20 protein-coding genes are annotated in these 21,600 nt (G+C 62.0%); 11 read left to right on the forward strand and 9 right to left on the reverse strand.

The genetic code is table 11. The features are described 5' to 3' along the window. On the forward strand, window positions 1-729 hold the full coding sequence (locus NIBR502773_RS07745) for an alanyl-tRNA editing protein (RefSeq protein WP_065940685.1): 729 nt from the start codon (window positions 1-3) through the stop codon (window positions 727-729). Window positions 730-786: 57 nt separating this feature from the next. On the opposite strand, the gene prpD is transcribed toward NIBR502773_RS07745, so the two are convergent. The 6 genes from prpD to NIBR502773_RS07775 all read right to left on the reverse strand — a co-directional run bounded on the left by prpD (window position 787) and on the right by NIBR502773_RS07775 (window position 9,098). Continuing rightward, entirely contained in the window at window positions 787-2,271 is a 1,485-nt protein-coding gene (gene prpD / locus NIBR502773_RS07750) for a 2-methylcitrate dehydratase (RefSeq protein ID WP_141155782.1), read from the reverse strand. Between the two features lie 130 nt (window positions 2,272-2,401). Beyond that, the gene (gene prpF / locus NIBR502773_RS07755) at window positions 2,402-3,592 is read right to left on the reverse strand and encodes a 2-methylaconitate cis-trans isomerase PrpF (protein ID WP_141155783.1); all 1,191 of its coding nucleotides are present in this window, start codon (window positions 3,590-3,592) and stop codon (window positions 2,402-2,404) included. Between the two features lie 11 nt (window positions 3,593-3,603). Beyond that, a complete protein-coding gene (gene acnD, locus NIBR502773_RS07760; RefSeq protein WP_141155784.1) occupies window positions 3,604-6,198 on the reverse strand; it encodes a Fe/S-dependent 2-methylisocitrate dehydratase AcnD in 2,595 nt (864 codons plus the stop codon). Window positions 6,199-6,327: 129 nt separating this feature from the next. Next, window positions 6,328-7,455: a 2-methylcitrate synthase gene (gene prpC, locus NIBR502773_RS07765; RefSeq protein WP_131699698.1), complete on the reverse strand. Its 1,128-nt coding sequence runs from the start codon at window positions 7,453-7,455 to the stop codon at window positions 6,328-6,330. A 42-nt stretch (window positions 7,456-7,497) separates the two neighbouring features. Continuing rightward, on the reverse strand, window positions 7,498-8,391 hold the full coding sequence (gene prpB / locus NIBR502773_RS07770; RefSeq protein ID WP_027603670.1) for a methylisocitrate lyase: 894 nt from the start codon (window positions 8,389-8,391) through the stop codon (window positions 7,498-7,500). After that, window positions 8,388-9,098, reverse strand: a complete 711-nt coding sequence (locus NIBR502773_RS07775; protein ID WP_027603669.1) for a GntR family transcriptional regulator — start codon at window positions 9,096-9,098, stop codon at window positions 8,388-8,390. Before NIBR502773_RS07775 ends, prpB begins: the two co-directional genes overlap by 4 nt. 273 nt (window positions 9,099-9,371) lie before the next feature. Here NIBR502773_RS07775 and NIBR502773_RS07780 point away from each other — a divergent pair, with 273 nt between their 5' ends. The 6 genes from NIBR502773_RS07780 (at window position 9,372) to NIBR502773_RS07805 (ending at window position 14,766) form a co-directional block, all read left to right on the forward strand. Beyond that, complete coding sequence (locus tag NIBR502773_RS07780) at window positions 9,372-9,908, forward strand: ATP-dependent zinc protease (protein ID WP_027603668.1); 537 nt, start codon at window positions 9,372-9,374, stop codon at window positions 9,906-9,908. A gap of 5 nt (window positions 9,909-9,913) precedes the next feature. Beyond that, a complete protein-coding gene (locus NIBR502773_RS07785; RefSeq protein ID WP_027603667.1) occupies window positions 9,914-11,446 on the forward strand; it encodes an inactive transglutaminase family protein in 1,533 nt (510 codons plus the stop codon). Then, window positions 11,446-12,432: an alpha-L-glutamate ligase-like protein gene (locus NIBR502773_RS07790; RefSeq protein ID WP_027603666.1), complete on the forward strand. Its 987-nt coding sequence runs from the start codon at window positions 11,446-11,448 to the stop codon at window positions 12,430-12,432. The genes NIBR502773_RS07785 and NIBR502773_RS07790 overlap by 1 nt, the downstream gene beginning before the upstream one ends. 102 nt (window positions 12,433-12,534) lie before the next feature. After that, complete coding sequence (pabB, locus tag NIBR502773_RS07795) at window positions 12,535-13,878, forward strand: aminodeoxychorismate synthase component I (protein WP_115489106.1); 1,344 nt, start codon at window positions 12,535-12,537, stop codon at window positions 13,876-13,878. A 229-nt stretch (window positions 13,879-14,107) separates the two neighbouring features. Then, window positions 14,108-14,410 carry a type II toxin-antitoxin system HigB family toxin gene (locus NIBR502773_RS07800; protein ID WP_115489105.1) on the forward strand — a complete coding sequence of 101 codons (303 nt, stop codon included), beginning with the start codon at window positions 14,108-14,110 and terminating at the stop codon, window positions 14,408-14,410. Further along, complete coding sequence (locus NIBR502773_RS07805) at window positions 14,410-14,766, forward strand: type II toxin-antitoxin system HigA family antitoxin (RefSeq protein ID WP_092486821.1); 357 nt, start codon at window positions 14,410-14,412, stop codon at window positions 14,764-14,766. The genes NIBR502773_RS07800 and NIBR502773_RS07805 overlap by 1 nt, the downstream gene beginning before the upstream one ends. 77 nt (window positions 14,767-14,843) lie before the next feature. Here the strand turns inward: NIBR502773_RS07805 and thrH are convergent, their stop codons facing one another. Further along, complete coding sequence (gene thrH / locus NIBR502773_RS07810; protein WP_115489104.1) at window positions 14,844-15,461, reverse strand: bifunctional phosphoserine phosphatase/homoserine phosphotransferase ThrH; 618 nt, start codon at window positions 15,459-15,461, stop codon at window positions 14,844-14,846. 151 nt (window positions 15,462-15,612) lie between these two features. Here thrH and NIBR502773_RS07815 point away from each other — a divergent pair, with 151 nt between their 5' ends. The 3 genes from NIBR502773_RS07815 (at window position 15,613) to NIBR502773_RS07825 (ending at window position 19,044) form a co-directional block, all read left to right on the forward strand. Continuing rightward, window positions 15,613-16,347, forward strand: coding sequence for a phosphoadenylyl-sulfate reductase (locus NIBR502773_RS07815; RefSeq protein ID WP_027603661.1), 735 nt, complete (start codon window positions 15,613-15,615; stop codon window positions 16,345-16,347). A 425-nt stretch (window positions 16,348-16,772) separates the two neighbouring features. Then, complete coding sequence (locus tag NIBR502773_RS07820) at window positions 16,773-18,302, forward strand: NCS1 family nucleobase:cation symporter-1 (RefSeq protein ID WP_141155785.1); 1,530 nt, start codon at window positions 16,773-16,775, stop codon at window positions 18,300-18,302. 13 nt (window positions 18,303-18,315) lie between these two features. Further along, entirely contained in the window at window positions 18,316-19,044 is a 729-nt protein-coding gene (locus NIBR502773_RS07825) for an aspartate/glutamate racemase family protein (protein WP_027603659.1), read from the forward strand. A gap of 13 nt (window positions 19,045-19,057) precedes the next feature. Here NIBR502773_RS07825 and NIBR502773_RS07830 read toward each other — a convergent pair whose 3' ends face one another. Next, complete coding sequence (locus NIBR502773_RS07830) at window positions 19,058-19,981, reverse strand: LysR family transcriptional regulator (RefSeq protein ID WP_141155786.1); 924 nt, start codon at window positions 19,979-19,981, stop codon at window positions 19,058-19,060. Window positions 19,982-20,107: 126 nt separating this feature from the next. Here NIBR502773_RS07830 and NIBR502773_RS07835 point away from each other — a divergent pair, with 126 nt between their 5' ends. Further along, window positions 20,108-20,854 carry a 3-oxoacyl-ACP reductase family protein gene (locus tag NIBR502773_RS07835; RefSeq protein ID WP_027603657.1) on the forward strand — a complete coding sequence of 249 codons (747 nt, stop codon included), beginning with the start codon at window positions 20,108-20,110 and terminating at the stop codon, window positions 20,852-20,854. A gap of 47 nt (window positions 20,855-20,901) precedes the next feature. On the opposite strand, the gene NIBR502773_RS07840 is transcribed toward NIBR502773_RS07835, so the two are convergent. Continuing rightward, the gene (locus tag NIBR502773_RS07840; RefSeq protein ID WP_053132697.1) at window positions 20,902-21,591 is read right to left on the reverse strand and encodes an HAD-IA family hydrolase; all 690 of its coding nucleotides are present in this window, start codon (window positions 21,589-21,591) and stop codon (window positions 20,902-20,904) included. Window positions 21,592-21,600: the final 9 nt, after the last annotated feature.

Below are 21,600 nucleotides of genomic sequence, written 5' to 3' on the forward strand. Positions count from 1 at the left end.
ATGTCCGTGCACACCATGGAAACCCTGGCGCTGTTTGACAGCGCGCCCTACCAAAACGCATTCAGCGCCCGGGTGATTGCCGTCAGCGAACACGGCATCGCCCTGGAGCACACCCTGTTCTACCCCACCGGCGGCGGCCAACCCGGCGATACCGGCCACCTGACCCTGGCGGACGGTACCCGGGTCGACGTGACCGGCACGGTGCGCGACCCGGTGCTGCGTTCGATCATCTGGCACCAGGTGGAACACTGCCCCGAGCAACTGGTCGCCGGCGTGATGGTGAACGCCGGCCTGGATTGGGAGCGGCGCTACCAGCACATGAAAATGCACACCTGCCTGCACCTGCTGTGCTCGCTCATCGACGCACCGGTGACCGGTTGCAGCATCAGTGCCGACAAAGGCCGCCTGGATTTCGACCTGCCGGAAATGACCCTCGACAAGGACAGCATCACCCGCGACCTCAACGCGCTGATCGAACAGGCCCACGAGGTGAAGACCCTGTCGATGCCGGCTTCGGAGTACGCCACCCTGCTGCAGATCACCCGCACCCAGGCGGTTGCGCCGCCGGTGATCCAGGGTTCGGTACGGGTGATTGAAATCGGCGGGATCGATATCCAGCCATGCGGCGGTACCCATGTGCTCAACACCGAGGAAATCGGCCGGGTGTTCTGCGAGAAGATCGAGAAGAAGAGCAAGCACAACCGCCGGGTGATTCTGCGGTTTGAGTGAACGCAACAACTGTGGGAGGGGCCTGCCTCTCCCACATTTTTAGTTTTGCGGCGCCTGCTAGATGACGAACAGGTCCACGAAGCGATTGACCGGCGTGGCCTCGAGCTTCGCCTGGTCGGTGCACAACGCAAAGATCTCGGTACTGCGCTGGGCGGTAAAGCGCGTGGCCAGGTTGGCTTTGAACTTGTCTTCCAGCAACGCAATGCCCTCCACTCGACGACGGCGATGGCCGATCGGGTATTCCACCGCCACTGGCTCGGTGCTGGAGCCATCCTTGAAGAACACCTGCACGGCATTGGCGATGGAACGCTTGTCGGCTTCCAGGTATTCACGGCTGTAGCATGGGTCTTCGACGATGACCATCTTGTCGCGCAACTGATCAATGATCGGGTGAGCGGCGTGGAATGCATCCTCGTAGTGCTCGGCCACCAGGTTGCCGAATGCCAGGGGCACGGCGGTCATGTATTGCAGGCAATGGTCACGGTCGGCCGCATTGGCCAGTGGCCCGACCTTGGAGATGATGCGAATCGCCGACTCATGGGTGGTGATCACGATGCGCTCGATGTCGTGCAGGCGATCCTTGACCAACGGATGCAAGGTCACCGCGGCTTCACAGGCGGTCTGCGCGTGGAACTCGGCGGGGAAGCTGATCTTGAACAACACGTTTTCCATCACGTAGGTGCCATATGGCTGGGACAGGCTGAACGCACGCTTGTCCTCGGGCTTGAGCGCCAGGTCTTTGTTGGTGTGGCTGAACAGCACGTCGTAGAAGCCCCATTGCGGCGCGCTCAGCACACCAGGGATGCCCATTTCGCCGCGCAGGGCGATATCCGCCAGGCGCACGCCGCGACTCGACGCATCCCCCGCCGCCCAGGATTTGCGCGAGCCTGCATTCGGCGCATGGCGATAAGTGCGCAAGGCCTGGCCATCGACGAAGGCGTGAGACAGCGCCGACAGCAACTGTTCGCGGTTGGCGCCCATCAGCTTGGCGGTAACCGCCGTGGAGGCGACTTTCACCAATAGCACATGGTCGAGGCCAACGCGGTTGAACGAGTTTTCCAGGGCAATCACACCCTGGATTTCGTGGGCCATGATCATCGCATCCAGCACCGCGCGCACGGTCAGCGGCGCGTCGCCATTGGCCACACGCTTTTGCGACAGGTGATCCGCCACGGCAAGGATGCCGCCGAGGTTATCCGAGGGATGCCCCCACTCGGCGGCGAGCCAGGTATCGTTGTAGTCGAGCCAGCGCACGATGCAGCCAATGTCCCAGGCCGCCTTGACCGGGTCCAGGCGAAACGAGGTGCCCGGCACCCGCGCGCCAAACGGCACCACCGTGCCTTCAACCATCGGCCCCAGGTGCTTGGTGCACTCGGGAAAACGCAGGGCCAGCAGGCCGCAACCGAGGGTATCCATCAGGCAGTTGCGGGCGGTGTCCAAGGCGGCCTGGGACTCGACCCGGTAGTTGAGGACATAGTCGGCGATGTCCTGCAAAACCTGGTCGTAGTCGGGGCGGTTGTTCTGGTCGACGTTGGTGCTCATGGCGGATCTCCAAAGTGAGTTAGGGTTGTTGCATCCTCAGGTTCAGGGTTGATCGTTTCGCAGGTCTGAATGCCTGTTTATGACTGTGGGAGGGGGGCTTGCCCCTCCCACAGGGGATTGATGTTGGACTTTAGAAAGAGTCGCCGGGTACGCGGACGAAACCTTCCATCAACACCCGCGCACTGCGGCTCATGATGGCTTTCTTCACCACCCACTCACCGTCCACCTGGGTGGCTTCAGCCCCCACGCGCAAGGTGCCGGAGGGATGCCCGAAGCGCACGGCATTACGTTCAATACCGCCCGCAGCGAGGTTGACCAAGGTCCCCGAAATCGCCGCCGCCGTGCCGATCGCCACCGCCGCCGTGCCCATCATCGCGTGGTGCAGCTTGCCCATGGACAGGGCGCGCACCAGCAAATCCACATCGCCGGCCTTGATCGCCTTGCCACTGGACGCCACGTAGTCGGCAGGCTTGGCCACGAACGCCACCTTCGGCGTGTGCTGGCGCTGAGCCGCTTCGTCGAGGTGTTTGATCAGCCCCATGCGCAACGCGCCATAGGCCCGTACGGTCTCGAACATCGCCAGAGCCTTGGGGTCGCCGTTGATCGCACCTTGCAGCTCGGTGCCGGTGTAGCCGAGGTCTTCGGCGTTGATGAAAATCGTCGGGATGCCGGCGTTGATCAGCGTGGCCTTGAAGGTGCCGACACCCGGCACTTCCAGATCGTCGACCAGGTTGCCGGTGGGGAACATCGAGCCGCCGCCGCCCTCTTCTTCCGCCGCCGGGTCCATGAACTCCAGCTGCACTTCGGCCGCCGGAAAGGTCACGCCGTCCAGCTCGAAGTCGCCGGTTTCCTGCACCGCCCCGTCGGTGATCGGCACGTGGGCGATGATGGTCTTGCCGATATTGGCCTGCCAGACCCGCACCACGGCCACGCCGTTATGGGGCACGCGGGCCACGTCGACCAGCCCGGCGCTGATGGCGAACGAACCCACCGCCGCCGACAGGTTGCCGCAGTTGCCACTCCAGTCGACAAAGGGTTTGTCGATGGAGACCTGGCCAAACAGATAGTCCACGTCATGATCGGCGCGGGTGCTTTTGGCGAGGATCACGGTTTTGCTGGTGCTCGATGTAGCGCCGCCCATGCCGTCGATTTGCTTGTCGTAGGGATCGGGGCTGCCGATCACCCGTAGCAGCAAGGCATCCCGCGCCGCTCCCGGCACCTGCGCCGGCTCGGGCAGGTCCTGGAGGCGGAAAAATACGCCCTTGCTGGTGCCGCCACGCATATAGGTGGCGGGGATCTTGATTTGCGCTGCGTGTGCCATGGTCATCCTCTTCAGGCGGTGGTCGCCGATTCCAGGAAATCCTGGGCAAAACGTTGCAATACGCCGCCGGCCTCGTAGATCGACACTTCTTCGGCGGTGTCCAGGCGGCACGTCACCGGCACCTCGACACGTTCGCCATCCTTGCGATTGATCACCAGCGTCAACTGCGCACGCGGGGTGCGTTGGCCGATCACGTCGTAGGTTTCGCTGCCGTCAATCTGCAAGGTGTGACGGTCGGTGCCCGGCAGAAACTCCAGGGGCAACACGCCCATGCCCACCAGGTTGGTGCGGTGGATGCGCTCGAAACCCTCGGCGGCAATCGCTTCCACACCCGCCAGGCGCACGCCCTTGGCGGCCCAGTCGCGGGACGAGCCCTGGCCGTAGTCGGCGCCGGCAATGATGATCAGCGGCTGCTTGCGCTCCATGTAGGTTTCGATGGCTTCCCACATCCGCGTGACCTGTCCTTCCGGTTCGATCCGCGCCAGGGAGCCCTGCTTGACCTTGCCGTTCTCCCGCACCATTTCGTTGAACAGTTTCGGGTTGGCGAACGTCGCGCGCTGGGCGGTCAGGTGGTCGCCACGGTGGGTGGCGTAGGAGTTGAAGTCGACTTCCGGCAGGCCCATTTTCGCCAGGTATTCGCCGGCGGCGCTGTCGAGCATGATCGCGTTGGACGGCGACAGGTGATCGGTGGTGATGTTGTCCGGCAGCACCGCCAGCGGGCGCATACCCTTGAGCGGCCGCGCACCGGCCAGCGCGCCTTCCCAGTACGGTGGGCGACGGATATAGGTGCTCTGCGGGCGCCAGTCGTACAGCGGCGCGACTTTCGGGCCGGTGTCTTCGTGGATCGCGAACATCGGGATATACACCGCGCGGAACTGCTCCGGCTTGACCGACGCCTTGACCACCGCGTCGATTTCTTCGTCGCTCGGCCAGATGTCCTGCAGGCGGATTTCCTTGCCGTCGGCGTCGAGGCCGAGCACGTCCTTCTCGATGTCGAAACGGATGGTGCCGGCAATCGCATAGGCCACCACCAGCGGCGGCGAAGCCAGGAACGCCTGCTTGGCGTACGGGTGGATACGCCCGTCGAAGTTGCGGTTGCCCGAGAGCACGGCGGTGGCGTACAGGTCGCGGTCGATGATCTCTTGCTGGATCGCCGGGTCTAGCGCGCCGGACATGCCGTTGCAGGTGGTGCAGGCAAACGCCACCACGCCAAAGCCGAGCTTTTCCAGCTCATGGCCCAGGCCGGCGTCTTCCAGGTACATGGCCACGGTTTTCGAACCCGGCGCCAGGGACGACTTGACCCACGGCTTGCGCGCCAGCCCAAACCTGTTGGCGTTGCGCGCCAGCAGCCCGGCGGCGATCACGTTGCGCGGGTTACTGGTGTTGGTGCAACTGGTGATGGCGGCGATGATCACCGCGCCGTCGGGCATTTGCCCCGGCACTTCATCCCACTGGCCGGAGATGCCCTTGGCGGCCAGGTCGCGGGTGGCGACGCGGGCGTGCGGGTTGCTCGGGCCAGCCATGTTGCGCACCACACTGGACAGGTCGAAGGTGAGGCCACGCTCGTATTGCGCGCCTTTGAGATCGTCTGCCCACAGGCCGGTGTGGCGGGCGTATTGTTCGACCAGGGCGACTTGCTCGTCTTCGCGGCCGGTGAGTTTCAGGTAGGCGATGGTCTGCTGGTCGATATAAAACATGGCCGCCGTGGCGCCGTATTCCGGGGCCATGTTGGAGATGGTCGCGCGGTCGCCGAGGGTCAGTTTGGACGCGCCTTCACCGAAGAACTCCAGCCAGGCGCCGACCACTTTCTGTTGGCGCAGGAACTCGGTCAGGGCCAGCACCATATCGGTGGCGGTGATGCCCGGCAGCAGCTGGCCGGTCAATTCGACACCGACACTTTCCGGCAGGCGCATCCACGACGCGCGGCCGAGCATGACGCTTTCGGCTTCAAGGCCGCCGACGCCAATGGCGATCACGCCCAATGCATCGACGTGGGGGGTATGGCTGTCGGTGCCGACACAGGTATCCGGGAAGGCCACACCGTCACGCACCTGGACCACCGGGGACATTTTCTCCAGGTTGATCTGGTGCATGATGCCGTTGCCCGGCGGGATCACGTCGACGTTCTTGAAGGCCTTTTTGGTCCACTCGATAAAGTGGAAGCGGTCTTCGTTGCGACGGTCTTCGATGGCGCGGTTTTTCTCGAACGCGTCCGGGTCGAAACCACCGGCTTCGACGGCCAGGGAGTGGTCGACGATCAACTGGGTCGGGACCACCGGGTTGACCTGGGCCGGGTCGCCGCCTTGCAGGGCGATGGCGTCACGCAGGCCGGCGAGGTCGACCAGGGCGGTCTGGCCAAGAATGTCGTGGCACACCACGCGGGCCGGGAACCAGGGGAAGTCGAGGTCGCGTTTGCGTTCGATCAACTGGCTCAGGGATGCGTTGAGGGTGGCCGGGTCGCAGCGGCGCACCAGGTTCTCGGCGAGCACACGAGAGGTGTAGGGCAACGTGGCATAGGCGCCGGGGCTGATTGCATCGACAGCCGCGCGGGCGTCGAAGTAATCCAGGCGGCTGCCGGGGAGTGGTTTGCGAAATTCAGTGTTCATCGTCAGGACTCGGTCACGGTGATTGCAAACAAAGCCGGCTGATCCGGGGCTGGAATGCGCTCAAAATGTGGGAGGGAGCTTGCCCCCTCCCACACTTTGACCTCATTCCAGTCCTGGGATCGTCGGTCTTCAGCGACGTTCGATTGGCACGAACTTGCGCTGTTCGACGCCGGTGTACTCGGCGCTTGGACGGATGATGCGGTTGTTGGCGCGCTGTTCGAACACATGCGCGGCCCAGCCGGTAAGCCGCGAGCAGACGAAGATCGGCGTGAACAGCTTGGTCGGGATGCCCATGAAGTGGTACGCCGAGGCATGGTAGAAATCGGCGTTGGGGAACAGTTTTTTCTGTTCCCACATGGTCTTGTCGATGGCCTCGGAGACCGGGAACAGCACGGTGTCGCCCACTTCGTCAGCGAGTTTTTTCGACCAGCCCTTGATCACTTCATTGCGCGGGTCGTTGTCTTTGTAGATCGCGTGGCCGAAGCCCATGATCTTGTCCTTGCGGGCCAGCATGCCGAGGGTGCCTTCGACAGCTTCCTCTGCCGAACCGAAACGCTCGATCATTTCCATCGCCGCTTCGTTGGCGCCGCCGTGCAGCGGGCCGCGCAGGGAACCGATGGCGGCGGTGACGCAGGAATACAGGTCGGACAGGGTCGAGGCACACACCCGCGCGGTGAAGGTCGAGGCGTTGAACTCGTGCTCGGCGTAGAGGATCAACGACACGTTCATGACTTTTTCATGCAGTTCGCTCGGCTTCTTGCCGTGCAGCAGGTGCAGGAAGTGGCCGCCGATGCTCGGCTCGTCGGTCACGCAGTCGATGCGCTTGCCGTCGTGGCTGAAGCGGTACCAGTAGCACATGATCGCCGGGAATGCGGCGAGCAGGCGGTCGGTCACGTCGCGTTGCACGCTGAAGTCTTTTTCCGGCTCGATGTTACCGAGGAACGAGCAACCGGTGCGCATCACGTCCATCGGGTGGGCGTCGGCGGGGATGCGTTCGAGCACTTCTTTCAGCGCCTGCGGCAGATCACGCAATTTGCTCAGCCTGGCGCTGTAGGCGGCCAGTTCGGCCTGGGTCGGCAGTTCGCCGTACAGCAGCAGATAAGCGACCTCTTCAAACTGTGCATCGGCAGCCAGTTCGCGCACGTCGTAGCCACGATAAGTCAAGCCGGCTCCGGCCTGGCCCACGGTGGACAGTGCGGTCTGCCCGGCGACCTGGCCACGCAGGCCGGCACCACTCAGTACTTTTGCTTCAGCCATGGTTGTTCTCCAATTTTGTCGTTATTCAGGGAGGCGTGTTCGTCACTTTTTCGCGGCGAACAGCGCGTCAAGCTTCTGCTCGAAGGTGTGGTAGTCGATGCGATCGTAAAGCTCCATGCGGGTTTGCATGGTGTCGATCACGTTCTGTTGAGTGCCGTCGCGACGGATCGCGGTGTAGACGTTCTCGGCGGCCTTGTTCATGGCACGGAAGGCCGACAGCGGGTACAGCACGATGGAAACATCGGCAGATTTCAACTGTTCGGTGGTGTACAGCGGCGTGGCGCCGAACTCGGTGATGTTGGCCAGGATCGGCGCCTTCACACGGGCGGCGAACAGTTTGTACATTTCCAGTTCAGTGATGGCTTCCGGGAACACCATGTCGGCGCCGGCTTCGATGCAGGCGGCGGCACGCTCCAGGGCGGACTCCAGGCCTTCCACGGCCAGCGCGTCGGTGCGCGCCATGATCACGAAGCTGTCATCGGTGCGCGCGTCCACGGCGGCCTTGATGCGGTCGACCATTTCCTGCTGGGACACGATCTCTTTGTTCGGACGATGGCCGCAGCGCTTGGCGCCGACCTGGTCTTCGATATGGATGGCGGCCGCGCCGAACTTGATCATCGATTTGACCGTGCGCGCGACGTTGAACGCCGAGGAGCCGAAGCCGGTGTCCACGTCCACCAGCAGCGGCAGGTCGCAGACGTCGGTGATACGGCGCACGTCGGTGAGTACGTCATCCAGGCCGGTGATGCCCAGGTCCGGCACGCCGAGGGAACCGGCCGCCACCCCGCCACCCGACAGGTAGATCGCCTTGAAGCCGGCGCGCTTGGCCAGCAGCGCATGGTTGGCGTTGATCGCACCGACCACCTGCAAGGGGTGCTCGCTGGCGACTGCGTCACGGAAACGCTGGCCGGGTGTGCTTTTGTTGTTCGAACTCATGACTCACCTCTATCAGGGGCGCCGCCTGGGAAATGACGGGCAATATTGCGTTTGGAAGCACCGATATGCCGGCGCATCAACAACTCGGCCAGTTCACCGTCGCGATCGGCAATCGCATCAAGAATGCGGTGATGCTCGGCAAAGGCCTGGCGTGGACGATTGGGGGTGGCGGAGAACTGGATGCGGTACATGCGCACCAGCTGGTACAGCTCGCCGCAGAGCATCTGGGTGAGCGTGCGGTTGCCCGCACCTTGAATGATCCGGTAATGAAAATCGAAGTCGCCTTCCTGCTGGTAATAGCCGACACCCGCCTGGAACGCGGCGTCGCGCTCATGGGTGTGCAGCACCTGGCGCAATTCTTCGATTTCCGCGTCGGTCATGCGCTCGGCGGCCAGGCGACAGGCCATGCCTTCCAGGGACTCGCGGATTTCATACAGTTCAACCAGCTCGGCGTGGCTCAAGGACACGACCCGGGCGCCCACATGGGGCACGCGCACCAGCAGGCGCTGGCCTTCCAGGCGGTGGATCGCCTCGCGCAGCGGGCCACGGCTGATGCCGTAGGTGCGGGCCAGTTCCGGCTCGGAAATCTTGCTGCCGGGCGCGATCTCACCCTTGACGATGGCGGCCTGGATGCGTCGGAAGACGTTCTCGGACATCGTTTGGGATTCGTCCGACGCCATTATCGGAGCTTCTGATTGACCCAGCATATTGTCGACACCTTTGAAAGCAATGCGGCAAAAACTAGCCAATAAACCGCGACCAGTCAAAGAATAAATCGATATTGTCGACAATCGTCTAATAATCCCGGCTGTATCCCCTCAAGGCATGGCCGGCTGCCAGCGCTGGCGCCAGAAAAGCATCATGTTAGAATGCCCGCCGCATTTGCCTGACATCACTTGATGAAACGGCGCACGAAGGGAGCTTGCGCAGCAATGCCAGTCGCCTTGAATTGAACATCGCACTGCACCGCCTCAGGATCTATGAGACTCAAGCCCTTCCCCCTGTTGTTTTGCCTATTGTCCATACCGAGCCTTGGCGCTGCCGCCGAGAAGACCGTGTATGGCCTCAATGAATACGCGCAATTGGCCGGCATCGACCTGGAAGTAGCCGCCAAGCTCGACACCGGCGCCAAGACCGCCTCCCTCAGCGCCCGTGATATCAAGCGTTTCAAGCGCAACGGCGAATCCTGGGTGCGCTTCTACCTGGCCATCGACACCGCCCATTCCCATCCCATCGAACGCCCCCTGGCCCGCGTCAGCAAAATCAAGCGTCGCGCCGGCGACTACGACCCCGATGAGGACAAGAACTACACCGCCCGTCCTGTGATTGCCCTGGATATCTGCATGGGCACCGCTTTACGCAGCATCGAAGTGAACTTGACTGACCGCAGCGCTTTCCAATACCCGCTGCTGATCGGCTCCGAAGCGTTGAAACGCTTTGATGCGCTGGTCGACCCCAGTCTTAAATACGCAGCAGGCAAACCCGCCTGCGCCGCCGACGCTCATACCGCCGAGTAAACCGAATGCGCGCTCTAACCCTGCACCTGAGAATCCTGATCGCCATCCTGGTGGTGTTGGGTATTTCGGTCACCGCCTACCAGATCTTCGTGCTGGGCATTCCCGTCACCGAGGACGCCACCGACGACCTGTGGAACATCGACGCCAAGGTCGAGTTCGTCGCCAACCCCAAGGACCCGGTGAAGATCCAGATGTTCGTGCCGCCCTTGAGCCGCGACTTCGTCAGCCTCAATGAGAGCTTTATCTCGAATAACTACGGGGTGAGCGTCAACCGCATCGACGGCAACCGCAAGGTCACCTGGTCGGCACGCCGCGCCAAGGGCAACCAGACCCTGTATTACCGCCTGGTGCTGACCAAGCGCTACAGCGGCGAAAAAACCAAGATCAAGGGCCCGACCTTCCGCGACAGTATTGCCGTGGAAGGCCCGGAAAAAATTGCCGCCGAAGCCCTGCTGGCGCCGATCCGCCAGCATTCGGCCGACGTCGAGACCTTTATCACCGAAGCCATCAAGCGCACCAACAACCTCAACGACGACAACGTGAAGCTGTTGCTGGCCGGCGACCCGTCGACGCCGCACAAGGCCAAGATCGTCGAGCTGCTGCTGTCCATCGCCCACGTGCCGGTGGAAAAGGTCCACACCATCCGCCTGGTGGCCGACCAGCCGCAAACCCCGGAATTGTGGCTGCGCAGCTTCAATGGCAACGACTGGCTGTACTTCAACCCGGAAACCGGCGAACAGGGCCTGCCCGCCGACCGCCTGCTGTGGTGGACCGGCGATGAAAACCTGATCACCGTCGATGGCGGCAAGAAAGCCATGGTCACCTTCAGCCTCAATAACAGCGAAATGAACGCCATTCGCCTGGCCAAGCTGACCGACGAGAACACCGACGCCAACTTCCTCGAATACTCGCTGTACGGCCTGCCGCTGCAAACCCAGCAGACCTTCATGATCATGGTGATGATCCCGATTGGGGTGCTGGTGATCCTGATCCTGCGCAACCTGATCGGCCTGCAGACCCTCGGCACCTTTACCCCGGTGCTGATTGCCCTGGCGTTCCGCGAGACGCAGCTGGGCTTCGGGATTGTGCTGTTCACGATTATCACCGCGCTGGGCCTGTCCCTCAGGTCGTACCTGGAACATCTGAAGCTGCAGATGCTGCCGAGGTTGTCGGTAGTGCTGACCTTCGTGGTGGTATTGATCGCCGCCATCAGCCTGTTCAGCCACAAGCTGGGGCTGGAGCGCGGGCTGTCGGTGGCGCTGTTCCCGATGGTGATCCTGACCATGACCATCGAACGCCTGTCCATCACCTGGGAAGAGCGCGGCGCCAGCCATGCCATGAAAGTCGCGATTGGTACGCTGTTCGCCGCGTCCCTGGCGCACATCATCATGAGCGTGCCGGAGCTGATCTACTTCGTCTTTACCTTCCCGGCGATCCTGCTGATCCTGGTGGGCTTCATGCTGGCAATGGGGCGCTATCGTGGCTACCGCCTGACCGAGCTGGTGCGCTTCAAGGCCTTCCTCAAGGCTGACTCGTAATGTTCGGCTTCTGGAAGACCTGGAAGGCCCTGGAAGCGCGGGGGATCATGGGCATCAACCGGCGCAATGCCGACTACGTGCTCAAGTACAACAAGCGCAGCCTGTACCCGATCGTGGATGACAAGATCATCACCAAGGAGCGGGCCATCGCCGCCGGCATCCATGTGCCGGAAATGTACGGGGTGATCTCCACCGAGAAGGAAATCGACAAGCTCGACGAGATCATTGGCGGGCGCAGCGACTTCGTGATCAAGCCGGCCCAGGGTGCCGGCGGCGACGGCATCCTGGTGGTGGCGGACCGTTTCGAGGGGCGCTACCGCACGGTGTCGGGCAAGATCATCAGCCATGAAGAGATCGAGCACCAGATTTCCAGCATCCTCACCGGCCTGTACTCCCTGGGTGGCCACCGCGACCGTGCGCTGATCGAGTACCGCGTGGTGCCTGACCAGATCTTCAAGAGCATCAGCTACGAAGGCGTACCGGATATCCGCATCATCGTGCTGATGGGCTACCCGGTGATGGCGATGCTGCGCTTGCCGACCCGCCAGTCGGGCGGCAAGGCCAACCTGCACCAAGGCGCGATCGGCGTGGGCGTCGACCTCGCCACCGGCCTGACCCTGCGCGGTACCTGGCTGAACAACATCATCACCAAGCACCCCGACACCACCAACGCGGTGGACGGTGTGCAACTGCCCAACTGGGACGGGTTCATGAAGCTTGCGGCCGGCTGCTACGAGCTGTGCGGGCTGGGGTATATCGGCGTGGACATGGTGCTCGACCAGGAAAAGGGCCCGCTGATCCTGGAGCTGAATGCGCGGCCGGGGCTGAATATCCAGATCGCCAACGACTGCGGCCTGACCTTGCGCACCCATGCGGTGGAGGCGCGACTGGAAGAACTGAAAGCCGCCGGCGTAACGGAAACCCCGGAAGAACGGGTGAAGTTCGTGCAGGAGATGTTCGGGCATATTCCGCCCGTGGAAGGCTGATCCAGTCTTCGAACTGTCTATCCCCGACATCCCCTCTAGGAGCAAATCCTACGGGGGACTACAATCCCTCTCCCCCCGCGCCATTGGCTGATCCAACCCCGCATGTCGACCTGCTCCGTACACCCATTGCCCTACCGGGCCAACCCCGCCGAGTATTTTGCGGCGATTCGTCACGCTCCCGGCGCGGTACTGCTCGACAGCGGCCGCCCGGCGGCCGAGCGTGGGCGTTACGACCTGCTCAGCGCCTGGCCCGACGCAACCTTGACGGTAGCGCCTGACGAAAGCGGCGCCGCTTTCCTGCAACGCCTGCGAGAAAACCTGACGCGATTGGGTGAAGCCGCAATCCCCGCCGGTTTGCAGTTGCCGTTCGCCGGTGGCTTGATCGGCTACCTGAGCTACGACTTCGGTCGGCACCTGGAGCCCATGCCGCACCTGGCGGTGGATGACCTGCACCTGCCGGACGCGCGCTTCGGGCTGTACGCCTGGGCGCTGATCAGTGACCACCAGGCCCAGAGCAGCCAACTGGTGTTTCACCCGTCGCTGGCAGACAGCGAACGGCAACGGCTGATCGCGTTGTTCAGCCATGGGACGGTCGACACCTCTGCGACGTTCAAACTCCAGGGCCCGATGGCCCCCGACCTCAGCGCCGAGACCTACCGCCAAGCCATCGTGCGTATCCAGGATTACATCCAGGCGGGCGACTGCTACCAGGTCAACTTCGCCCAGCGTTTCCGCGCGCCATGCATCGGTGATCCCTGGGCAGCCTATTGCGCCCTGCGCGAAGCCTGCCCGACGCCGTTTTCCGGGTTCCAGCGCCTGCCCGACGACGGCGCGGTGCTGAGCCTGTCGCCGGAGCGTTTCGTGCGCATCAGCGAGCGCCACGTCGAGACCCGCCCGATCAAAGGCACCCGCCCCCGCGGCCTTACGCCGGAAGAAGACGCGGCGAATGCCGCCGAACTGCTGGCCAGCCCCAAGGACCGCGCCGAGAACCTGATGATCGTCGACCTGCTGCGCAACGACCTCGGCCGCACGTGCCGCACCGGCTCGGTCAATGTGCCGGAATTGTTCAGCCTGGAAAGCTACCCCAATGTGCACCACCTGGTCAGCAGCGTGACCGGCGAGTTGGCCGACGATAAAGATGCCCTCGACCTGATCGCCGGCAGCTTCCCTGGTGGCTCGATCACCGGTGCGCCGAAGATCCGCGCGATGCAGATCATCGACGAACTGGAGCCCACACGCCGTGGGCTGTACTGCGGTTCGCTGGTGTACCTGGATGTGCGCGGCGAGATGGACAGCTCCATCGCCATCCGCAGTTTGCTGGTCAAGGATGGCCAGGTGTGCTGTTGGGGCGGCGGTGGGATCGTGGCGGATTCGCAGTGGGAGGCGGAGTACCAGGAGTCGCTGACGAAGGTGCGGGTGTTGTTACAAACGCTGGAAAGCCTGTAGCGCACAGTGCCTTCCTGGTTCTCAGACGCAGCGCCGAGCAGTAGAAAAAACCTGAATCAGAACCGCAGTAGACGTAGTTGAACGTCAGAAGATAGCGTCCGGCTTCAACCGTCCACCCGCCGTCTGTGAAGGATCACATGAAGCGACTGCCTACCCGTCAGGAAATATTTCCGAGATTGCGCCCCCTCTCAACCGCGCCTATCATCTCCCAAATTGGGAGGTTGCAGCGATGCGGATAATCGCCCTCTCGACCTTACGAATATTCTGGGAAAGCCAACCCGCCTATATCGATGCAAAGGCACCGCTTATAGAACTGTATCGCCATATGGAAAAGGCCATTTACCCGACGCCACAAGCACTCAAGGCAGCGCTCAGGACCGCGAGCATTCTCAAAGGTGGCAGGGTTGTATTCAACGTGGGCGGCAACAAATATCGAGTGATCATGGCGATCGATTACCAGCGACAGCTTGGGTTCATACGGTTCGTAGGGACTCATGGGCAGTACGACCAGATCAACGCGGAGACCGTGTAATGAACATCAAACCCATACACTCCCAGGAAGACCTCACTGCTGCACTCGCGCGGGTACAGCAGCTCTGGGGAGCGGACATCGGCTCGACTGAAGGCGATGAGCTGGAAATTCTTGCAGTACTCATTGAGAAGTACGAAGCCGAACATTACCCAATGCCACCTTCCGATCCGGTGGAAGCCATTAAATTTCGCATGGAGCAACTGGGCATGACTGCCCGCGACCTGGAGCCATTTATCGGCACCAGCGGACGGGTGTCAGAGGTGCTGAACCACAAGCGAAAGCTGAGCCTGTCGATGATCAAGCGGCTGCATGAAGGCTTGAGTATTCCTTATGAGCGGTTGCTTGCAGGGAGCTGACAGAAACATGGGTAGTGGCGCTACTTTCCCCATCGGGAGCAAGCCCCCGATAGGGCCATCAGCCGGACCGAAAGAAATTACAGGTTCAACGGCCGATTCGACGCCCTGATGAACTCTTTCTTCAAATCCTCAAACGTATGCACCGCCGGGAATTGCGGGAACTCTCGAATCACATTGTCCGGCGCATGGAACAGAATCCCACGGTCGGCCTCGCCCAACATGGTGGTGTCGTTGTAGGAGTCGCCCGCGGCGATCACGCGGTAGTAGAGGGTCTTGAACGCCAATACCGACTGGCGCTTGGGGTCTTTCTGGCGCAGTTGATAGCTGACCACGCGGTCGTTTTCGTCGGTGATGAGACGGTGGCACAACAAGGTCGGGAAGCCCAGCTGGCGCATCAGCGGCTGGGAGAATTCGTAGAAGGTGTCGGACAGGATCACCACCTGGAAGCGCTCGCGCAGCCAGTTGACGAACTCGATGGCGCCGTCCAACGGCTTGAGGGTGGCGATCACTTCCTGGATGTCGGCGAGCTTGAGCCCGTGTTCGTCGAGGATGCGCAGGCGCTGCTTCATCAGCACGTCGTAGTCGGGAATGTCCCGAGTGGTGGCCCGCAGGGATTCAATACCGGTTTTTTCGGCGAAGGCGATCCAGATTTCCGGCACCAGCACCCCTTCCAGGTCGAGACAGGCAATTTCCACAAGACACTCCCATTGGATGTTGTTAGTTGAGCGAGCAAAAGGACTGCCGAACTCTAGCGATTCAAGCCCGCCGCCGCAACGCAGGGCGGATTTTGATACCATCGCTCCCCTATAGAGCGCTCAGCGCCATTGAACTGTAGGAACCGTCCTGATGAACCAAGCCTTCGACGTCGTTGAACTCGCCACGACTTATGCCAACAAGTCTGCCCAGGACATTCTCAAGCTGGCGTTCAGCCAGTTCGGTGATGACCTGTGGATTTCCTTCAGCGGCGCCGAGGATGTGGTGCTGGTGGACATGGCCTGGAAGCTGAACAAGAACGTCAAGGTGTTCAGCCTCGACACCGGCCGCCTGCACCCGGAGACCTACCGGTTTATCGAGCAGGTGCGCGACTTCTACAAGATCGATATCGAACTGATCTCGCCGGACCAGAGCAAGCTGGAACCCTTCGTCAAGGAAAAAGGCCTGTTCAGCTTCTACAAGGACGGCCATGGCGAATGCTGCGGCGTGCGCAAGATCGAACCGCTGCGCCGCAAGCTTTCCGGCGTCAGCGCCTGGGCCACCGGCCAGCGCCGCGACCAGAGCCCCGGCACCCGCAGCCAGGTGGCGGCGCTGGAAATCGACACGGCCTTCTCCACCCCGGAACGCACCCTGTACAAGTTCAACCCGCTGGCGCAGATGACCAGCGAGGAGATCTGGGGTTACATCCGCATGCTGGAGCTGCCGTACAACAGCCTGCATGAGCGCGGCTTTATCAGCATCGGCTGTGAGCCGTGCACCCGGCCCGTGCTGCCGAACCAGCACGAGCGCGAAGGGCGCTGGTGGTGGGAAGAAGCCACGCAGAAGGAATGCGGGCTGCATGCCGGGAATATCATCAGCAAGGCCTAAGGGCGGACGCGATTAGAAAATGTGGAGGGGCGGGGCGACGATTCGACTTGCCCCCCTCCCACATTTTGTCTTGTGTTGAATGTCAGAGATGTACACATAGATGTAACCATCGGTGCCATTTATGTGTGCAATTTTTCTTCATCCGCACCATAACGTAACACCTCTCCCCTCCCCTTGGTTGGCCTGGTGAATCACAGGCTGACAGTCCAAAAATAAATAGCTGTTCAATCGGTCAATTTATATTTCTTCAAATTCAGCCAGTTATTCAACCAACCTATAAAAACGAAATTACCCAGGACTTTCATAGATCCAAAGCTGGCACGCATGTGGCTTAAGGTGAAATACTCTTTGTATACAATAAATACAAAACCTACATACACTTTGCCATCTGCAGCGCCTCAGCAGATGCGCTGGAGCCTGCCGGAATGCGTACAAGCCTCCCGAATAACATCGCACTGGATCTACCCTCCTCCGCCCTGAACCCGGACGCCGCGAGCCCCGGCCCCCTGGTGCTCAGCCCGCGCCTGCACAACAAGGACCTGGCGCCCACCAAGGTCGAAGGCCGACGTTGGGGGCGCTACAGCATCTTCGCGCTGTGGACCAATGACGTGCACAACATCGCCAACTATTCGTTCGCCATCGGCCTCTATGCGCTGGGCCTGGGCGGCTGGCAGATCCTGTTGTCCCTGGGCATCGGCGCGGCGCTGGTGTACTTCTTCATGAACCTGTCGGGGTATATGGGCCAGAAGACCGGCGTGCCGTTTCCGGTGATCAGCCGCATCAGCTTCGGCATTCACGGCGCGCAGATACCGGCGTTGATCCGCGCCGTAATCGCGATTGCCTGGTTCGGTATCCAGACGTACCTGGCGTCGGTAGTTTTCCGCGTACTGCTGACGGCGATTCATCCGGGCTTTGCCGGCTATGACCACAACTCGATCCTGGGATTATCGACCCTGGGTTGGGCCTGTTTCGTGGCGATCTGGTTCGTGCAACTGGTGATCCTGGCCTATGGCATGGAGATGGTGCGCCGCTATGAAGGCTTCGCCGGGCCGGTGATTTTGCTGACGGTGGCGGCGCTGGCCGGTTGGATGTACTTCCAGGCCGGCGGCAACATCGCCTGGTCGATCCGCGAACCGCTGAGCGGCGGCGAGATGTGGCGCAATATCTTTGCCGGTGGCGCGTTGTGGCTGGCGATCTATGGCACGCTGATCCTCAACTTCTGCGACTTCGCGCGCTCTTCGCCGTGCCGCAAGACCATCCTGGTCGGCAATTTTTGGGGCCTGCCGGTGAATATCCTGGTGTTCGCGGCCATCACCGTGCTGCTGTGCGGCGGTCAATTCCAACTCAATGGCCGGGTGATCGAAAGCCCGACTGAAATCATCGCCGCCATCCCCAATACCTTCTTTCTCGTGCTGGGCTGCCTGGCGTTCCTGATCGTCACCGTGGCGGTGAACATCATGGCCAACTTCGTCGCGCCGGCCTTTGTGCTGAGCAACCTGGCCCCCAAATACCTGAACTTCCGCCGCGCCGGCTTGATCAGCGCCACCGTGGCCGTACTGATCCTGCCATGGAACCTCTACAACAGCCCGTTGGTGATCGTGTATTTCCTCTCCGGCCTGGGCGCGCTGCTGGGGCCGCTGTACGGGGTGATCATGGTCGATTACTGGCTGATTCGTAAAAGCCAGGTGGACGTGCCGCAGCTGTATAGCGAAAACCCGAATGGCGTTTATTACTACAGCCGCGGGGTGAATATGCGTGCCGTGGCGGCGTTTATTCCTGCAGCCGTGATCGCCATCCTGCTGGCGCTGTTGCCCGGTTTTGCCAGCGTCTCACCGTTTTCCTGGTTGTTTGGCGCCGGTATTGCAGGGTTGCTGTACCTGCTGATCGCCAAGCGCCAGCCGTTCTACGCCGATGTCAGCGGCGAAAGCATTGCCGTCGATAACGTCAGTCACTGAGTAAGGACCTTCCATGCGCATCCTCGTGGTCAACGTCAACACCACCGAATCCATCACTGAAACCATCGCTCAACAGGCGCGGTCCGTGGCCTCGCCGGGCACCGAGATTGTCGGGCTCACGCCCTACTTCGGCGCGGAATCGGTGGAGGGCAACTTTGAAAGCTATCTGGCCGCCATCGCCGTGATGGACCGGGTGATGGCCTACGACCAACCGTTCGATGCGGTGATCCAGGCCGGCTACGGCGAGCACGGCCGGGAAGGCTTGCAGGAGTTGCTGAATGTGCCGGTGGTGGACATCACCGAAGCGGCGGCCAGCACCGCAATGTTCCTGGGCCACGCCTACTCCGTGGTCACCACCCTGGACCGCACCGTGCCGCTGATCGAAGACCGCCTGAAACTCGCCGGCCTGTACCAGCGCTGCGCCTCGGTGCGCGCCAGCGGCATGGCGGTGCTGGAACTGGAAGAGGACCCGCTGGCCGCCATGGAAGCCATCGTGCGCCAGGCGGAACTGGCCATTCGCGAGGACAAGGCCGAAGTGATCTGCCTGGGTTGCGGCGGCATGGCCGGGCTGGATGAGCAGATTCGCCAGCGCACCGGCGTGCCGGTGGTGGATGGGGTGACGGCGGCGGTGACCATTGCCGAATCCCTGGTGCGGCTGGGGTTGTCGACGTCGAAGATCCGCACTTACGCGACGCCACGGCCGAAGCAGGTGATTGGCTGGCCGACTCGGTTCGGCCGCTGACCGGCACCTGCTTTCAGATTGCGCTGAACCTCTGGCCCAGCTTCCTCTCGGCAAACTGCTCGATGATGAAATCCACAAATGCCCGGGTCTTGCCGGGCAGCAGTTTGTGCTCGGCGTAGTAGATGGAAATATTGCCGTCGTCGACACACCAGCCGGGCAACACGCGCACCACCGCGCCACTGTCGAGGAACGGCACGGCCATGGGCATGCTCACCAGCGCCATCCCCAGGCCTTGGGCACTGGCGCAGCAGGCGGCTTCGGAGTCGCTCATGGTCATGCCGGGCTTGAGCACCAGCGGGCGGTGTTCACGTTCGACACTGGTCAACTGCCAGGAACGGATACGCCCGGTTTGCGGCGAGCGGATCAGAATGCCCTTGCAGCGCGACAAGTCTTCGGGCTCGCGCACCGGCGGGCGCTGCGCCAGGTAATCCGGCGAGGCCACCAGCACCCGATGCGCCGGCGCCAGCTTGCGCGCCACCACCCCTTGAGGCAGCTCAAAACCGCCACCGATGGCGGCATCGAAGCCCTGGCCGATCAGGTCCACCTGGCGGTTGTCGAAATGCCAGTCCGGGCTGATATCCGGAAAGCGCGCCATGAACGCCCCCAGCAACGGCACCACGTAGCGATTGCCAAACACCGTGCCCATGCTGACCTTGAGCGTGCCCACCGGCCGCCCTTCGGCGCTGGCCAGGTTAGCCACGGCATTCTGGATGGTGGTGAGGCTGCCGCTGACTTCGGCCAGGAACAGCTTGCCGGCTTCGGTCAGGGCCAGGCGCCGGGTGCTGCGCTGGAACAGCCGCACGCCGAGGCGTGCTTCGAGCTTGGCGACGCTTTTGCCGACCGCTGCCGGGGTCAGGCTCAGGTGCCGGGCGGCCTCGGCAAAGCTGCCACCTTCAGCGCTGCGCACAAAGCATTCGATACTGCCAAAGCTTTCCATGTCGCCCCACTCTAAACTTTTGGTTTACACAGACTATAGCAATCACGATCTACCGGCAGCGGCGAGCGAGGTCGATACTCGGCTCCAACAACAAGGCATTGCGCCTTGAATAACCAGGAGATCGACATGACCACACACAACCTCAGCGGCAAAGTCGCCTTGATTCAAGGCGGTTCCCGCGGCATCGGCGCCGCCATCGTCAAGCGCCTGGCAGCACAGGGTGCAGCCGTTGCCTTTACCTACGTCAGCTCGGCAGCCAAGGCTGAAGCCCTGCAGCACAGCGTGATCAGCGAAGGCGGCAAAGCCCTGGCGATTCACGCCGACAGCGCCGATGCCACTGCGATCCGCAACGCAGTCAACGCCACCGTGGAAGCCTTTGGCCGCCTGGACATCCTGGTGAATAACGCCGGCGTGCTGGCCATCGCACCGCTGGAAGACTTCAAGCTGGAAGACTTCGACCAGACCCTGGCGATCAACGTGCGCAGCGTGTTTATCGCCACCCAGGAAGCCGCCAGGCATATGGGTGAAGGTGGCCGGGTGATCAACATCGGCAGCACCAATGCCGAACGTATGCCGTTTGGCGGTGGTGGCCCGTACGCAATGAGCAAGGCGGCGCTGGTCGGTTTGACCAAGGGCCTGGCGCGGGATCTTGGGCCGCGTGGCATCACGATCAATAACGTGCAGCCTGGGCCGGTGGACACCGATATGAACCCGGCAAACAGTGATTTTGCCGAGAGCCTGATCGGGTTGATGGCGGTGGGTCGTTACGGGCACGTGGAAGAGATTGCCAGTTTCGTGGCGTATCTGGCCGGGCCGGAAGCGGGGTATATCACCGGTGCCAGCCTGACTATCGATGGTGGGTTCAGCGCTTAAGCAATGTGGGAGCGGCTTGCCCCCTCCCACAGGTTGACCTTGTTGGTTCAGGAGATGGGCGGCAGGCCATAGGCCGCCAGGTCGAAGTCCGCAAGCTTGCGGATGATCTGGTCGGCATGCTGGTACTTGCTGTCGGCCATGGCTTCATCGGGCACGGCGATGGCGGTCATATGGGCGGCCTTCGCCGCCGTCACACCAAACGGCGAGTCTTCGAACACCAGGCAATCCTCGGGCGCAACGCCCAGGCGGCGCGCCGCGGTGAGGAAGATGTCCGGCGCCGGCTTGGCGGCGCCAACTTCCGGGTCGTCAGCGGTGACGATGGTGTCGAACAAACCAAACCACTCGCGGTGCAGGGTGGTCTTGTGGCCAAACGAATTGCGCGACGAACTGGTGCCCACCGCAATCGGTATGTTGTGCGCCTTCAAGTGCCGCACCAGCGCCTCCGCGCCAGGCATGCCCAAGGCCTTGGGAAAGCGCTCGCTCATCAACGGCTCGCGAATCTCGAGGAATTCAGCCGGGGTAATTGGCAGGTCCAGTGCCTTGACCACATAGTCGGCCAAATCCTGGGCGCCGCGCCCGATGATGTGCTGCTTGATGCCCCAGTCGTAGGTTCGTCCGTAGCGTTCAGCGATGATCTGCGTGACTTCGGTGTAGATGCCTTCCGTATCCAGCAATAACCCGTCCATATCGAAAATCACGGCCTTGATCGGACCGACTGCCGTACGCGGTGCATTCATCACTACAAA

The organism is Pseudomonas sp. NIBRBAC000502773, assembly GCF_006517195.1.
Taxonomy (GTDB): Bacteria; Pseudomonadota; Gammaproteobacteria; order Pseudomonadales; family Pseudomonadaceae; genus Aquipseudomonas; species Aquipseudomonas marginalis.